Here is a 16,045-nt window from a genome sequence, read left to right as displayed (position 1 = left end):
GTTTGCCGGGAGTCTTAACCGATGCGGATGGCGATCGCTTGACCAAAATTGCGGACTATCCTCTAGCCCGGCAGCATCCGCTGCATGACGCGGTCGCGATAGATGAAGACGTGCGCGATCGCGGCGGCGACGTGAACGACGATCAGGATCAGCAGCAGCCATTCGGAGGCCTGGTGCAGCCCGTCGATGGCGCGGTTACCGGCCGGGTTGCGCGCGGCCAGCATCGGCAACGGAAGCAGGTAGAAGAACGACACGCTCCAGCCGCGGAAGGAGGCGAACAGCCAGCCGGTGATGGTGCTCGCCAGCACCATCACATAGAGCATCCAGTGCACGACCTCCGAGCTCAGCCGCTGCCAGGGCGGCAGCGAGCTTTCCGGTGCGACCGGATGGGTGAGCCGCCAGACGAAGCGCACGGCGATCAATGCCAGAATGGTGAGACCGAACGAGATGTGCAGGATCATCGGCGCGCCGGGGGGAGTGTTCGCGTGCAGGTCCGGCATCAGCCAGCCGATCGGATACTGGATGGCGAGCAGCGCCACCACCAGCCAGTGCAGGATCTTCGCGGGCGTGCCGTAATGCAAGCGTGGCGTCATGACGAGTTTTCCGTTGTGATCGGTCTGGCGCCATCAGCCTCGCGGCTGGACGTTTCGCAAGACGCCGGGGTGCGGATGCTAGGCCGCTCCTATGAGAATTCCGACGCCGAGCACGATGATGCCGCCGAGCACGATCTGGAACACCGCCTGCAGGAACGGCGTGTCCATGTAGCGCGCGCGGATGTAGGCGATCGCCCACAGCTCGAAGAATACGACGAGACTGGCGATCGCGGTCGCAATCCAGAACGCGTTGGTCCAGGAGTCCGGGACGAGATAGGGCATCGTGTGCCCCAATCCGCCGAGCGTGGTCATCGCGCCGCACACGGCGCCACGCAGCCACGGCGAGCCGCGGCCCGTCAGCGAGCCGTCGTCGGACAGCGCCTCGGCAAAGCCCATGCTGATGCCGGCACCGATCGAGGCGGCGAGACCGACCAGGAAGGTCTGGAAGTTCTGATGTGTGGCGAAGGCGGCGGCGAACAGCGGCGCCAGCGTCGAGACCGAGCCGTCCATCAGGCCGGCGAGACCGGGCTGGACATATTGCAGCACGAACACGCGCCGCCGCGTCTCGTCCTCCTTGTGCCGGACGTCCGGGCTGAGGATCTTGTCGGTCAGTTTCGCCGCGACCTTCTCGTGGCCCTTCTCGGCCTCGGCGAGATCGCCGAGCAGCCGGCGCACGCCGACGTCCTTGGCCTGCTCGGCGGCCTTGGCGTAGAAGCGCTCGGCCTCGAACTCCATCGTGCCGACCTCGCGGCGGATGGCGTCGAGCGACAGGTTCTTGGTCAGCCAGATCGGCCGGCGCTGCATGAAGCCCTTGACGTTCTCGCGCCGGATCGGCGGCAGGTTCTTGCCGAAGCGCTCCTCATAGAGCTCGAGCAGCATGTGGCGGTGGCCCTTCTCCTCCTCGGCCATCTGCTCGAACAGCTTGGCCGAATCCGGATAGCGTTCCGCCAGATCCTCCGCGAAGCTCATATAGATGCGGCCGTCTTCCTCTTCGGCAGAGATCGCGATTGCCAGGATCTCGCGCTCGGTGAGGTCGGCGAAGTTCTTCATTCCAAGGTCCCCGGATCTTTCGCTCTCAACATTCGAGTATTTAGAACGCTTCTAAAGTCTATATGGATTTGCTGCACCGCGGTCAAACTCCGGCCGCAGATTGGTCGCGAAACCCTTTCGTGACGTCGCATTCAAGCTCCAGTCATGGAACTGCGAGGATAGTCCGTCGTTCGCGTTCCGCTCAGCCACCTAAGGAGTTCCAATGGATAGCGTCAAATATCGGCTCAACGATCCAGGGTTGGCGCCGCGCCGCACCCGGATGGACATCCCGGGCTGGGCGGGCGAACGCCAGCCACGCGCGAACGGCTCGCATGAGCAGGTCTGGCATTGCGTACCATTCTCGGAAGGTGCGCAATATGGCATCGAGCTGTTTTATCCCTACGACTTCGAGCTGCAGGTCACCACGCGCGACGGCAAGCTGGAGCTGTCCGGCGACTGGGGCGAGCCGCCGAGCCCGAGCCTGCAATGGCCGCCATTCCGCAATTTCGGCGATGCCTTCTACACCTACCAGATCCTGCTCGATCTCAAGGTGCCCAACGGCTTTGCGATCCGGACCGAGCCGCATCCGCGATTCTACACCGACCGCACCGATACCTGCCCGATCGCCGTGCCGGCGCTGGTGCGCAGTTTCTGGCCGATGCTGTTCTTCTGCGTGTTCAAGGCGCCTGCCGAGGGCCGGACCCACATCTTCCGCCCCGGCGAGCCGTTCGCGCAGGTGATCGTGATTCCCGAGGAGGCGAACTTCACGGTCGAGCCGATGAGCCCCGACGAGGCGGCGGAACGCGAGCTGCAGTCACGCCGGATCCATGCCAGCCGACCGGTGCTCGCCAAGGACACCGAATGGGTGTCGAGCACCGATACGGTGTTCGACGGCACCTACCGCCACCTGCATCGCGCAGCGAAGGAGAAGGCGCGCAAATCGTGAGGACGCCCTGCTGACATGAAAGAGGCGCCGACCTCGCGGCCGGCGCCCCGTCAAACCATCATCGCGATGCGATCAGTAGCGATCGTAGTACCAGTGATGGTGGTGATGATGGTGATGGTGGTGATACCAGCGCCGCGGCGGCACCACGTAGACGCGCGGACCATAGCCGTAGCCATAGCCATAGCCGCGCCAGTAGCCATGGTGGTGATGGTGATGATGATGGTGGTGATGGTACCATTGCGCGAGTTGAACCTTCGGCTCGGCCGTCGGCGGTCCCTGCTCGTCGAGTGCTTGAAGCACCTTGGCGGCGTTCGGAATCGGCTCGAGCAGGTCGGCGTAGGAATTGGCCTTCAGGACATCGGTCGGGGCGGGAGCCGCCGACGCCTGCGCCGTGCCGAGCGCGCCGACAGCGGCGACCGCGCCCAACAAGCCTGCGATCTTCTTATCCATAAATCATCTCCTGATGCGCATCGCCCGGATGCAGAAACGTCAACCCCGAATGTTCGTTCCTCGATTCGCCTGATAGTTCGAAACGGCGTCCGAAATCAGGCTGTCAGTCTGTTCAGGAACGTTAACAGGAGCTCATTGACTCGTTCATGTTGCTCCTGCTGCACCCAATGACCGGCGCGATCGATCAGCTCGCACAGTATCATGTTGGTGCACACTCGGGATTGCATCGCCTCAAACACGCCGGGCCGTTGGTAGATGCCCCAGTCTTGCAGGCCCGAGATGAATGCAGACGGAACGTCGATGGTGAGATCCGACCACGTCTGCAATTCAGCGTCGAATAGGCCGGACGCGCCGCAGCGGTACCACTGCAGTCCGCCCTGGAAGCCGTTTCGTTCATATTCGGCGGTGTAGACAGCGAGCTCATGGTCCGGCAGCCAGCGATTCGCCGCGATCGCCGCCGCATCTGGCATCTCCTCGGCGACGGTCCCGGCCATCGTCTTGCCGAGGTCCATCACGTAGTAGGTCGGTAGCTTCGCGAGCTCGCTCGCGCTCCACGCCTGCAGCGGGTAAGGCACGTTGCCCGTCCAGTCCGCACTTTTGTGATGGTAATAGGCGCGCAGGAAGTCATGCAGTCCCTGCGGCGCTCGATGCATGTCCGTATTGGCCTGCCGCGTCGCGTAGTACCATTGATAGTGCTTGCGCGGCCGCGGCAGCGCGGCCAGTTCGCGATGCACGGGATCCTCCTGCGGCACGAGGGGATGACCGGCGATGTCGAACGGTGCTGCCGGTGGCCCCGGGAACGGTGCGCTCATCATCACGACCGATCGAAAGACATCGGGGCGGATCACCGCGCACCACGCCGCGACGGGGCTGCCGAAGTCGTGGCCGATGACAGAAGCGACATGGCGATGGCCGAATGCATAGACCACGCCAAGCGCATCACGCACCAGATTGGTGAATCGAAACGGCGCGAGATCGTCGTCATAGTCGGCGCTCCACCCCGTGGTGCGGCCATAGCCGCGCTGGTCCGGCGCCAGCACGTGATATCCGGCGGCGGCCAGCGCCGGCATCACCTTGCGCCAGCTATAGGCCAGCTCGGGAAAGCCGTGTAGCAGCAGCACACAGGGGCGGCCGGGCGTCTCGAAGCCGGCTTCCAGCACGTGCATGCGCAGGCCGTTGATGCCGTCGACGAAGCGCGAGCGGATCGTGGATGGGAGGGGAAGCGGGGGAAGGGACTGGGACATGGCGTGCACTCTCCTCGCGTCGTCCCGGCCAAGCGAGCGAAGCGAGCGCGAGCCGGAATCCATAACCACAGGCGCTCATGTGACGCCAAGCTGGAGCTTATACCCTTCGCATCATCGGCTGCGGTGGCTATGGGTCCCGGCGCAAGGCCGGGACGACAGCTACCGTTATTGGAGCTACGCCGCGCCCTTCTTCGGCCAGTAGCGCTCGCGCAGGTGGCGCTTGACCAGCTTGCCGGTCGGCGTGCGCGGCAGTTCCGGCTCGAAGTCGATCGAGCGCGGGCATTTGATCGGTGACAGGTGCTTGCGGCAGAACAGGATCAATTGCTCCTCGAGCGCCTTGCCGGCGCGCGCCATGTCGTGCGGCTGCACCACCGCCTTGACCTCCTCGCCCATCTCCTCGTTGGGAACGCCGAACACCGCGACGTCGGCCACCTCCGGGTGGGTGACGAGGACGTCCTCGGTCTCCTGCGGGTAGATGTTCACGCCGCCGGAGATGATCATGTAGGACTTGCGGTCGGTGAGATAGAGGAAGCCGTCGGCATCGAGATAGCCGACATCGCCGAGGGTCGACCAGCCCTTGTCATTATAGGCGCGCTTCGTCTTCTCCGGATCGTTGTGATAGGAGAACACAGGTGCGTCGGCAAAGTAGACCGAGCCGATCTCCCCGATGGGCAGTTCCTGGTCGTCCTCGCCGAGGATCTTGATCTTGCCGACGACGGCACGGCCGACGCTGCCGCGGTGCTCCAGCCACTGCTTCGAGGTGCAGACGGTGACGCCGTTGCCTTCGGAGCCGGCATAATATTCAATCAGGATCGGACCCCACCAGTCGATCATCTTCGCCTTGACGTCGACCGGGCAGGGCGCTGCGGCGTGGATCGCACCCTTCAAGGTCGAGACGTCGTAGCGCTTGCGGACGTCCTCCGGCAGCTTGAGCATGCGCACGAACATGGTCGGCACAAGCTGCGACTGCGTGACCTTGTATGTCTCGACGAGCTTCAGGAACTCCTCGGCGTCGAAATGCTCCATGATGATCGAGGTGCCGCCGAGCACGGATACCATCATGTTGAAGCGCAGCGGCGCTGCATGATAGAGCGGTGCCGGCGACAGATAGATGCTGTCGGCGTTCATGCCGCACATGTCGGCGCAGAGCACGCGCAGGAACTGGTTCGGCTGATCGATCGGATTGCCTTCGAAATCCTTCTTGATGCCCTTCGGCCGTCCCGTGGTGCCCGACGAATACAGCATGTCGTAGCCGGCGACCTGGTCGGCGATCGGCGTCTTGGGCTGGGCGCCGGCCTCCTTGTCCCACGAGCGGAAGCCGGGCTCCGGCTCGTCGACCATGAAGAACAGCGGGCCGTCCGTGCCGCTCACGAGATCGCGGACCTGCTCGGCGCATTTCGGCGAGGTGATGAAGACCTTGGCGCCGCAATCCTTGATGATGTAGGCGATCTCGTCCTTGGTGAGATAGCGGCTGATCGCGGTATAGTAGAGACCGGAGCGCTGCGCGGCCCAGGCGATCTCCATGAAGGCCAGCCGGTTCTCCATCAGGAAGGCGATATGGTCGCCGGCTTTCAGGCCCAGCGCACGAAACAGCTGCGCGCCCTGATTGGAGAGCTCGTCGAGCTCGCGATAGGTGATGGCCTTGCCGGTGCCGGCCATCTGATAGGCGATCTTGTCGGGATGGCTTCGGGCGTGGATGGAGGGGTGGGTCATGAGGGCACACCGCTTGATCAGGATGGCTGTCGTCCCCGCGAAAGCGGAGACCCATAACCACCGAATGAAATTGGGAAGCGAGCTGGAGCTCCAGCTCAGCTCGACCACGAACACGTGGGCGTATGGGTCCCGGCGCAAGGCCGGGACGACACCATTGCTGTAGCGAGGACTACAGCCGCTCCACGATCGTCACGTTCGCCATGCCGCCGCCTTCGCACATCGTCTGCAACCCATAGCGCTTGTTGCGGGCCTTCAGCGCATGCAGCAGCGTGGTCATCAGCTTGGTGCCGGAGCCGCCGAGCGGATGGCCGAGCGCGATGGCGCCGCCATTGACGTTGAGCCTGTCAGGATCCGCGCGGGTTGCCTTCAGCCACGCGGTCGGCACCGAGGCGAAGGCCTCGTTGACCTCGTAAAGATCGATGTCGTCGATCGACATGCCGGCCTTCTGCAGCGCGCGCTGTGTCGCCGGCAACGGCGCCTCCAGCATGATGACGGGATCGCCGCCCATCATGGTCATGTGATGGACGCGGGCGATCGGCTTGACGCCGAGCGACTTCAGGCCGCGCTCGTTGACGACCATGACGCCCGAGGCGCCGTCGCAGATCTGGCTGGCTGTGGCCGCCGTCAGCTTGCCGTTCTCGGCGATCAGCTTGACGTTTCTGATGCCGTCGAGGCTGACGTCGAAGCGGATGCCCTCGTCGATGTAGTGGGTGTCGGTCGAGCCGTCGGCACGGGTGATCTCGAGCGGGATGATCTCGTCCTTGAATTGGCCTGCTTGCGTGGCGGCAATCGCGCGCTGATGGCTGTTATAGGCGTATTCGTCGAGCTCATCCTTCGAGAGTCCGTACTTCTCCGCCATCATTTCCGCGCCGGTGAACTGGCTGAACTGGATGTTCGGATAGCGGCTCTCGATGCCAGGGCTCTTGTAGTGCCCGAAGCCGTTCTTCGCCGGAAGCGTGGAGGAGAGACCCATCGGCACCCGGGTCATCGACTCCACGCCGGCGGCGATCACGACATCCATCGCGCCGGACATCACCGCCTGAGCAGCGAAGTGGAGCGCCTGCTGCGACGAGCCGCACTGCCGGTCGATCGAGGTGCCGGGCACGCTCTCCGGCAGCTTCGACGCCAGCACCGCGTTGCGCGCGATGTTGGTGGACTGCTCTCCGGTCTGCATGACGCAGCCCATGATCACGTCCTCGACCTGGTCCGGCGCGGCGCCGGAGCGCTCGACCAGCGTATCCAGCACCTTCGCGGCGAGATCGGCCGGATGCCAGCCGGCCAGACGGCCACCCTTGCGGCCGCCGGCCGTGCGTGCGGCCGCGACGATGTAGGCTTCCGCCATGACGTGTCCTCCCTAGACTTGGTGTTCGTGATTGCGCGCGATTTAAATGCTCCAATGTCGGTTAGTCAATCGATCAATTAACTCTTGAGATCAACTCCGGCTTCGGCTTATCTGCCGCGATCAATTGCGAGATGCGTCTTGGGACCTCAGCTTCAGAACAGCGCGCCGGAAAAAGTTCCCGCGGGACGGAATGCCACCGCGGAGAAGCTGCTGGACGCAGCGAGCGAGCTGATGATTCAGAGGTCCTCGATCGAAATTTCGCTCAGCGACATCGCCCAGAAGTCCGGCGCCAACGCCGCCCTGGTCAAATATCATTTCGGCAACAAGGACGGGCTGCTGCTGGCGCTGCTCGCCCGCGATGCTGCGACCGAGGTCGCCAATCTCGATTATCTGCTGGCGCAGCCACTTGCGCCGACGGCCAAGCTCAAGCTGCACATCAGCGGCATCATCCGCGCCTATCACCGGTTTCCCTACATGAACCGGCTGATCCACTATCTGCTGCACGAGAGCAGCGCCGAAGCCGCGGATGAAGTGTCGAAGTTCTTCGTCGCGCCGCTGTTGGATTTCCATCGCCGGCTGATCGAGGAGGGCGTCGCCAAGGGCGAGTTTCGCGCCGTGGATCCGGTGCTGTTCTATACCAGCCTGATCGGCGCCTGCGATCATCTGTTCTTCGGCCGCCACGCGATGTCGCGCGCGATCGGCGTCGGCCCGGTCACCGATGATGTCTGCCGTCAGTACATCGCCCACATGGAGGCGCTGATCTGCGGCGGAATATTGAAGAGGGCGAATGGCGAATAGGGAGTAGCGAATAGAGGTTCGCCCTATTCGCTACTCCCCATTCGCTATTCGCAAACAAAAAACGTCCAAGGAGGAAGCGTATCATGCAGTTGAACAACGTTGCCGTTCTCATCACCGGCGGTGGCTCGGGCCTGGGCGCCGCCACGGCGCGCGCCATGGCTGCCAAGGGCGCCAAGATCGCCGTGCTCGACCAGAGCAAGGAGAACGCGGAGAAGGTTGCCGCCGAGTTGAAGGGCGTCGCCATTCATGCCGACGTGACCGACGAGGAGCAGGTCAAGGCCGGCCTCGCCAAGGCCGAGGCGGCGCATGGCGTCGCCCGCGTGCTGGTCAACTGCGCCGGCATCGGCGGCTCGCAGCGCATCGTCGGCAAGGACGGCGTCTATCCGCTCGCGAAGTTCGCCCGCATCATCAACGTCAACCTGATCGGCACCTTCAACGTGCTGCGGCTGTTCGCCGAGCGCCTCGTCACCGCCGAGCCGATCGGCGAGGAGCGTGGCGTCATCATCAACACGGCCAGCGTCGCGGCCTATGAAGGCCAGATCGGCCAGATCGCCTATTCGGCCTCGAAGGGCGGCGTCGTCGGCCTGACCTTGCCGGCGGCGCGCGACCTCGCCAGCCAGAAGATCCGTGTCAACACCATCGCGCCGGGCCTGTTCCTGACGCCGCTGCTGATGGGCCTGAACGAAGAGGCGCGAAAGAGCCTCGGCGCCCAGGTGCCGCATCCGGCCCGCCTCGGCGACGCCTCGGAGTACGGCAACCTCGCGGTTCACATCGTCGAGAATCCGATGCTGAACGGCGAGACCATCCGCCTCGACGGTGCCATCCGCATGGCGCCGCGCTAGCGGCAAGCTCCGCTGTCGTCCCGGCCTTGCGCCGGGACCCATACTCCGCGGCGTCTGAAACAGGCAATCTGACAGACGCCGTAGGTACAACACAAGCCGGTGGCTATGGATCCCGGCGTTCGCCGGGATGATACTAAGGGTGGAGCGCGCGTCATGTCCCAACCGCTGCTGATCGAGCACGACAATGGTGTCGACCGGGTGACGCTCAACCGTCCGGACAGCCTCAACGCGCTCGATCCGGCGCTGATCGACGCGCTCAATGCCTATTTCGAAAGCCTGCAGCGCAATCGTACCACGCGGGTCGTCGTGCTGAAGGGCGCCGGCAAGAACTTCTGCGCCGGGCTCGATCTGAAAGCCGCGATGCAGCGGCGCGGCGGTGTCAATGAGCCCCCTGGCGTCACCGAGTCCTTGGATTCGCAGCGGCGCATCGCCGATATCGTGATGCTGATGCGGCGCTGTCCGCAGCCGATCATTGCGCTGGTGCAGGGCGCAGCCGCCGGCGGCGGCTTCGCCCTGGCGCTCGCGGCCGATATCCGCATCGCGTCGCGCTCGGCGCGGATGAACTGCGCCTTCATCAAGCTTGGCTTAGGGGGCTGCGACATCGGCACCAGCTACTTTTTGCCGCGCCTCGTCGGCGTCTCCGTCGCGTCTGAGCTCATTCTCACCGGCCGCTTCATCGGCGCCGAGCGCGCGCTCATGGTCGGGCTGGTGTCGGAGATCGTCGAGGACGATATGCTCGAGAGCGCGGCCGCGCCGTTCATCGAGGCGATGATGACCGCATCGCCGGTCGGTCTTCGACTGTCGAAAGAATGCCTCAACATGAGCGTCGATGCGTCGTCGATCGAAGCCGTGATCGCCATGGAGGATCGCAACCAGGTGCTGTGCAGCCGCTCCGAAGATTTCAAGGAAGGTATTCAAGCCTTTCTTGAGAAGCGAAAGCCGGTCTATACCAACCGCTAGATATCAAGATCCGCAAAGGACGATATTTCGGGAGACGCAAAATGGACGGGACGGCAGCGAAGGTGCTGGAGAAGCCGGCATTCCGCAAGGTCAATTGGCTGGCGCGCGACATCGATGTCGTCAGGCGCGGTGACGGCGTCATCGTCATCAAGTCGCGCATTCCGCTGCAGGCCTATGAGCCGCATTTGGCGGCGCCGCTCGCCCGCTGGGCCAAGGAGGCGCCGACGCGGACCTGGCTCGCGCAACGCAGCGGCCCCGATCGACGTTGGCGCAAGCTGTCCTATGCCGAGGCGAAACGGACCGTCGACGGGCTGACGCAGGGTCTGCTCAATCTGAAACTCGACGGCCGCCCGGTCGCGATCCTCTCCGGCAATTCGATCGAGCATGCGCTCATCACCATGGCCGCGATGCAGGCCCGTTCGCCGGCCGCTCCGGTGTCGCCGGCCTATTCGTTGATGAGCCATGATCATCTCAAGCTCAAATATCTGTTCGGGCTGGTGAAGCCGGGCGTTGTCATGGTGCAGGACGGCCCGACCTTCGAGAAGGCGTTGAAGGCGCTCGATCTCGACGGCGTCACGGTCGTTCACGTCGCCCGGCCCTGCGAGGGCATCCCAAGCATCAGCTTCGCCGATCTCGCCGCGACGCCGGCGACACCGGAGGTCGAGGCCTCGATCGCGCAGATTACGTCCGAGACCGTCGGCAAGCTGCTGTTCACCTCCGGCTCGACCGGCATGCCGAAGGCCGTCATCAACACGCAAGCGATGATGTGCGCCAATGCGGCGATGATGATGCAGACCCGCCCGCGCGGTCCGGACGCGCCGATCTCCACGGTGCTCGACTGGATGCCGTGGAATCACACCATGGGCGGCAATGCACTGTTCAATCCGCTGCTGATCGAGGGCGGCACGCTCTACATCGACGACGGCCGGCCGATGCCCGGTCTGTTCGACGAGACGCTCAGGAATCTACGCGAAGTCTCCCCGACCTATTATGCCAACGTGCCTGCGGGCTACGCGGCGCTCGCAGCCGCAATGGAGAAGGACGACGCGCTGTGCCGCTCCTTCTTCAAGGATCTCGGGATCATGGCCTATGGCGGCGCGCGGCTGCCGGACGATCTCTATGAGCGCATGCAGGCGCTCGCGGTGAAGACTACCGGCGAGCGCATCGTGTTCTACACCGGCTGGGGCTCCACCGAGACCGCGCCGACCTCGACCGGCACCTATTGGAACACCGAGCGGGTCGGCCTCATCGGCCTGCCGTTCCCCGGCGTCGAGCTGAAGATGGTCCCGACCGGCGACAAATATGAGCTGCGCCTGCGCGGCATCAACGTCATGCCCGGCTATTTCGGCCAGCCCGAGCTGACGAAGAAGGCGTTCGACGAGGAAGGGTTCTATTGCATCGGCGATGCCGGCGTGTTCGTCGATCCCAATGATCCGACGCAAGGCATCATCTTCGCCGGCCGCGTGGTCGAGGATTTCAAGCTCACGACCGGCACCTTCGTCCATGTCGGCTCGCTGCGCACGGATGCGATCGCAGCCGCAACGCCGGCGATCCACGATGCGCTGGTGACGGGGCAGGACCGCGAATATGTCGGTCTCCTGGCCTGGCCCAATCTGCACGCCTGCCGCCAGTTGGTCGGTGATCCCAATGCGACGTTCGAGGATGTGGTGAAGCATCCTGCCGTCATCGACTGCGTCCGCCGTGGTCTCGAAGCCCATAATAATGAGTGCGAGGGCGCGACCAGCCGGCGCATCGGCCGCGCCATGTTGATGGTCGAGCCGCCCTCGATCGATGGCCATGAGCTGACCGACAAGGGCTACATCAACCAGCGCGCCGGCCTCGAGCGCCGCGCCGCGCTGGTCGAACGGCTCTACGCGGCCAAGCCCGACAGCGACGTGATCGTGCTGTGATGACGCATTTTGAAACCGTCATTCCGGGGCACTCGCGAAGCGAGTGAACCCGGAATCCAGAGATAAATCAGATCGAGATTCTGGGTTCGATGCTGCGCATCGCCCCGGAATGACGATCAGGAAGCAGGTGAGGCCATGAACTTCGATTTCTCCGACGACCAGAAGCAGCTGCGGGACCAGGCGCGGAAGTTCCTCGCCGAGAAGTGTCCGCCCAAGGCGGTGCGTGTCGTGCTCGACGGCAAGGAGCCATACGACCGCGCGCTGTGGAAGGGCTTTGCCGAGATGGGCTTCCTCGGCGTGGCCATTCCGGAAGAATATGGCGGTGCGGGCGCCGGCCATCTCGAGCTCTGCGTGATCGCCGAGGAGGTCGGCCGCGCGCTGGCGCCGGTGCCGTTCTCGTCCACGGTCTATCTCGCCGCGGAAGCGCTGATGCTGGCTGGCAGCGATGCGCAGAAGCAGACCTGGCTGCCGAAAATAGCGAGCGGCGAGGCAATCGGCACGCTGGCGCTGTTCGAGGGCACCGGTAATCCGTCGCCGAAAGCGATCAAGTGTGAGGCCCCCAACGGTGTGCTCAACGGCACCAAGAAGCCGGTCGCCGACGGCGCCATCGCCGATCTCATCATCGTTGCCGCGCGTACCGGCTCGACCGGCCGCGACAGCGACATCTCGCTGTTCCTCGTCGACACCAGGGCGGGCGGTGTCGAAGCGAAGGCGCTGACCAATCTCGATCCGACCCGCGGCCAGGCCGAGCTCACCTTCAAGAACTGCAGGGCGGAGCCGCTCGGCGCCGCCGGCGAGGGCTGGGGCATCATCACCCAGGTGCTCGATCGCGCCGCGGTGCTCACCGCCTTCGAGCAGGTCGGCGGCTCCGACCGCGCGTTGGAGATGGGCCGCGACTACGCGCTCGACCGCATCGCCTTCGGCCGGCCGATCGGCTCGTTCCAGGCGGTCAAGCACATGCTGGCCGACATGTATGTGTCCGCGACCCTGGCGCGCTCGAATTCCTATTACGGCGCCTGGGCGCTCTCGACCAACGCTCCTGAGCTGCCGGAGGCCGCGGCCTCGGCGCGCATCAGCGCGACGCAGGCCTATCAGCACTGCGCCAAGAACAACATCCAGGTCCATGGCGGCATGGGGTTCACCTGGGAGTTCGACTGCCACATGTACTACCGCCGCGCCAATGCGCTCGCGCTCGGTCTCGGCAGTCTGTCCTATTGGGAGGACCAGCTGATCGACCGCATGCGCAAGCGCAATGCGGCGTGAGGCAAGGTGAGAACTCGTAGGGTGGGCAAAGCGAAGCGTGCCCACCATCGCGTCATGTGATTGCAACGGTGGGCACGGCGCGCTGCGCCTTTGCCCACCCTACGAAAGCAGGGTTTGACCATGAACTTCGATGACACCCCGCAGGAGGCTGCATTTCGCGCCGAAGCCCGCGCCTGGATCGCGGCCAATGCGCCAAAGCAGTATGAGGACGAGCTGCGCGCCTCCTCGCTCGGCCGCGTCGCGCTGAAGGACGCCAATATCCTCGACGTCGCCAAGGCTTGGCAGAAGAAGAAGGCGGAGGCCGGCTGGGCCTGCCTGCATTGGCCGAAAGACTATGGCGGCCGCGGCGCCTCGCCGATCGAGCGCGTGATCTGGCAGCAGGAGGAGGGGCCTTACGGCAAGCTCTCCGGCATGTTCATCATCGGTCATGGCATGTGCGGCCCGACCATGATGGCCTACGCCTCCGAGCAGCATAAGCGTGAATATCTGCCGCCGCTCGCGTCGGGAGAGAAGGTCTGGTGCCAGCTGTTCTCCGAGCCGGCCGGCGGCTCCGACGTCGCTGGCCTGCGCACCCGCGCCGAGAAGCGTGGCGACGACTGGGTGATCAACGGCCAGAAGATCTGGACCTCGGGCGCGCATTACTCCGACTACGGCATCCTGCTGACGCGCACCGATCCCACGGTGCCGAAACACAAGGGGCTCACCATGTTCTTCCTGGACATGAAGAGTCCGGGCGTCGAGATCAGGCCGATCAAGCAGGCCAGCGGTCACTCCGATTTCAATGAGGTCTATTTCACCGGCGTCGTGATCCCGGATTCGCAGCGTCTCGGCGCCGTCAATGACGGCTGGAACGTCGCGCTGACAACGCTGATGAACGAGCGCATGTCGATCGGCGCCGGTGTCTCCACCGGTTTTCCGGAGCTGTTCGACTTCTGCTCCAACCTGATGCTGGACGATCGGCCCGCGATCGAGGACCGCAACGTTCGCTCGAAGCTCGCGAGCTGGGCGGTGAAGGCGAGCGGACTGAAATACACCAGCATCCGCGCCATCTCGGCGCTGTCGAAGGGCGAGCGGCCGGGACCTGAGAACTCGATCGGCAAACTCGTCGCCGGACCGATGATCCAGGACGTCGCGGCTTACGCGCTGGACCTGCAGGGCGCCGCCGGCGTGCTGAGCGGCCCGGAGGCTGAGCTCGCCGGAAAATTCCAGGCGATGCTGCTGCGCGCGCCCGGCACCCGCGTCGAAGGCGGCACCGACGAGATCATGCGCAACATCATCGCCGAGCGCGTGCTCGGGTTGCCGGGTGACATCCGGGTCGACAAGGACGTGCCGTTCAATCAGGTGCCGACCCGGGGACGAAACTAACACGTGCAGTCGTAGGGCGGGTTAGCGCAGCGTAACCCGCCGTCAGCTCGTACAACGCTGATCAAGTGGCGGGTTACGCCTTTGGCTAACCCGCCCTACGCATCGGGAGTGAGGGTTAGACCATGAACTTCGACGACACCCCGCAGGAAGCCGCTTTTCGCGACACCGCGCGCGCTTGGATCGCGGCCAACGCGCCGAAGGAGCTGGAGGAGGAGCTGGCGAGCTCCTCGCTCGGGCGTATCCGGCTCAAGCATGCCGACATCGTCGAGGTCGGCAAGGCTTGGCAGAAGAAGAAGTCCGATGCCGGTTGGGCCTGCCTGCACTGGCCGAAGGAGTATGGCGGCCGCGGTGCGACGCCGATCGAGCGCGTGATCTGGCAGCAGGAGGAGGGCGTGTACGGCAAGCTGACGCAGCCGTTTCAGATCGGCGAGGGCATGTGCGGCCCGACCGTGATGGCCTATGGCAGTGAGGACCACAAGCGGCGCCATCTGCCCAAGCTCGCTTCCGGCGAGGAGATCTGGTGCCAGCTGTTCTCCGAGCCGGCGGGCGGCTCCGACGTCGCGGGTCTGCGCACCCGCGCCGAGAAGCGCGGCGACGACTGGCTCATCAATGGTCAGAAGATCTGGACCTCGGGCGCGCACTATTCCGACTATGGCCTGTTGATCACGCGCACCGATCCCACCGTGCCCAAGCACAAGGGCCTGACGATGTTCTTCCTGGACATGAAGAGTCCGGGCGTCGAGGTCCGCCCGATCAAGCAGGCCAACGGCATGCAGGAGTTCAACGAGGTCTATTTCACCGACGTGGTGATCCCGGATAGCCAGCGGCTCGGCGCGGTCGGCGACGGCTGGAACGTGTCGCTGACCACCTTGATGAACGAGCGCATGTCGATCGGCGCGCGGCTCGCCACCGGCTTCCCGGAGATGTTCGAGTTCTGCGCCAATCTGATGACCGAGAGCGGACTCGCCATCGACGATCGCGCCACGCGCTCGAAACTGGCGTCGTGGGCGGTCAAGGCCAGCGGGCTGAAATATACGAGCTATCGCGCGATCTCGGCGCTGTCCAAGGGCGAGCGGCCGGGACCTGAGAATTCCATCGGCAAGCTGGTCGCCGGCGTCATGCTGCAGGACATCGCCACCTATGCCATGGATCTCGAAGGCGGCGCCGGCGTGCTGACCGGCGCGGACGAGGCGGTGACGCAGGGCCAGTTTCAGCAGATGCTGCTGACCTCGCCCTCGATGCGCATCGCCGGCGGCACCGACGAGATCCTGCGCAACATCATCGCCGAGCGCGTGCTCGGCCTGCCCGGCGATATCCGTGTCGACAAGGACGTGCCGTTCAACAAGGTGCCGACCAAGGGGCGGAGCTAATCCACGGCATCACGACGACTGTCATTCCGGGGCAAGGCCGCAGGCCTTGAAGCCGGAATCTCGATGTCGGCTTGGGTTTATTCTGAACAATGTCGAGATTCCGGGGGCGGCCGCCGCGGCGACCGCCCCCGGAATGGCGGGGTGTGGAGGGCGAGCACAACGCGAGCGCCTCCGGTCGAACTGTACGGAAGGTTGTCATGTCATCAGCGGCGCCAAAGTC

General features: G+C 64.5%; 14 protein-coding genes. 8 read left to right on the top strand and 6 right to left on the bottom strand.

All coding sequences use genetic code 11. From position 1 onward, the window contains the following. Positions 1-62 precede the first annotated feature (62 nt). Together QX126_RS22795 and mbfA are read right to left on the bottom strand one after the other, a co-directional pair. Positions 63-593, bottom strand: a complete 531-nt coding sequence (locus QX126_RS22795; RefSeq protein WP_315783794.1) for a cytochrome b — start codon at positions 591-593, stop codon at positions 63-65. Positions 594-671: 78 nt separating this feature from the next. Then, the gene (gene mbfA / locus QX126_RS22790) at positions 672-1,643 is read right to left on the bottom strand and encodes an iron exporter MbfA (protein WP_315713729.1); all 972 of its coding nucleotides are present in this window, start codon (positions 1,641-1,643) and stop codon (positions 672-674) included. A 202-nt stretch (positions 1,644-1,845) separates the two neighbouring features. Here mbfA and QX126_RS22785 point away from each other — a divergent pair, with 202 nt between their 5' ends. Beyond that, on the top strand, positions 1,846-2,568 hold the full coding sequence (locus QX126_RS22785) for a hypothetical protein (protein ID WP_315753591.1): 723 nt from the start codon (positions 1,846-1,848) through the stop codon (positions 2,566-2,568). A 72-nt stretch (positions 2,569-2,640) separates the two neighbouring features. On the opposite strand, the gene QX126_RS22780 is transcribed toward QX126_RS22785, so the two are convergent. The 4 genes from QX126_RS22780 to QX126_RS22765 all read right to left on the bottom strand — a co-directional run bounded on the left by QX126_RS22780 (position 2,641) and on the right by QX126_RS22765 (position 7,317). Next, the gene (locus QX126_RS22780; protein ID WP_315734788.1) at positions 2,641-3,018 is read right to left on the bottom strand and encodes a hypothetical protein; all 378 of its coding nucleotides are present in this window, start codon (positions 3,016-3,018) and stop codon (positions 2,641-2,643) included. A 95-nt stretch (positions 3,019-3,113) separates the two neighbouring features. Beyond that, on the bottom strand, positions 3,114-4,184 hold the full coding sequence (locus tag QX126_RS22775) for an alpha/beta hydrolase (protein WP_315783987.1): 1,071 nt from the start codon (positions 4,182-4,184) through the stop codon (positions 3,114-3,116). A gap of 252 nt (positions 4,185-4,436) precedes the next feature. Beyond that, positions 4,437-5,975 carry an acyl-CoA synthetase gene (locus tag QX126_RS22770; protein ID WP_315783792.1) on the bottom strand — a complete coding sequence of 513 codons (1,539 nt, stop codon included), beginning with the start codon at positions 5,973-5,975 and terminating at the stop codon, positions 4,437-4,439. Between the two features lie 169 nt (positions 5,976-6,144). Further along, entirely contained in the window at positions 6,145-7,317 is a 1,173-nt protein-coding gene (locus tag QX126_RS22765) for an acetyl-CoA C-acetyltransferase (protein ID WP_315775533.1), read from the bottom strand. Positions 7,318-7,455: 138 nt separating this feature from the next. Here QX126_RS22765 and QX126_RS22760 point away from each other — a divergent pair, with 138 nt between their 5' ends. The 7 genes from QX126_RS22760 (at position 7,456) to QX126_RS22730 (ending at position 15,825) form a co-directional block, all read left to right on the top strand. Beyond that, positions 7,456-8,115 (top strand): TetR family transcriptional regulator, encoded by a 660-nt coding sequence (locus tag QX126_RS22760; protein WP_315783790.1) that lies wholly within the window; start codon positions 7,456-7,458, stop codon positions 8,113-8,115. An 83-nt stretch (positions 8,116-8,198) separates the two neighbouring features. Continuing rightward, positions 8,199-8,957 (top strand): SDR family NAD(P)-dependent oxidoreductase, encoded by a 759-nt coding sequence (locus QX126_RS22755; protein WP_315783788.1) that lies wholly within the window; start codon positions 8,199-8,201, stop codon positions 8,955-8,957. 153 nt (positions 8,958-9,110) lie between these two features. Further along, positions 9,111-9,917 (top strand): enoyl-CoA hydratase/isomerase family protein, encoded by an 807-nt coding sequence (locus tag QX126_RS22750; protein ID WP_315775530.1) that lies wholly within the window; start codon positions 9,111-9,113, stop codon positions 9,915-9,917. Positions 9,918-9,958: 41 nt separating this feature from the next. After that, on the top strand, positions 9,959-11,827 hold the full coding sequence (locus QX126_RS22745) for an AMP-binding protein (RefSeq protein WP_315783786.1): 1,869 nt from the start codon (positions 9,959-9,961) through the stop codon (positions 11,825-11,827). A gap of 135 nt (positions 11,828-11,962) precedes the next feature. Then, a complete protein-coding gene (locus QX126_RS22740; protein WP_315783784.1) occupies positions 11,963-13,090 on the top strand; it encodes an acyl-CoA dehydrogenase family protein in 1,128 nt (375 codons plus the stop codon). A 120-nt stretch (positions 13,091-13,210) separates the two neighbouring features. Then, positions 13,211-14,455: an acyl-CoA dehydrogenase gene (locus QX126_RS22735; protein WP_315783782.1), complete on the top strand. Its 1,245-nt coding sequence runs from the start codon at positions 13,211-13,213 to the stop codon at positions 14,453-14,455. Between the two features lie 122 nt (positions 14,456-14,577). Then, the gene (locus QX126_RS22730; protein WP_315783780.1) at positions 14,578-15,825 is read left to right on the top strand and encodes an acyl-CoA dehydrogenase; all 1,248 of its coding nucleotides are present in this window, start codon (positions 14,578-14,580) and stop codon (positions 15,823-15,825) included. Positions 15,826-16,045 lie beyond the last annotated feature (220 nt).

The sequence above is a fragment of the Bradyrhizobium sp. SZCCHNPS1003 genome (genome assembly GCF_032381555.1).
Taxonomy (GTDB): domain Bacteria; phylum Pseudomonadota; class Alphaproteobacteria; order Rhizobiales; family Xanthobacteraceae; genus Bradyrhizobium.
The sequence above is the reverse complement of the archived record's forward strand: the minus strand, read 5'-3'. Positions and strand labels throughout refer to the sequence as shown.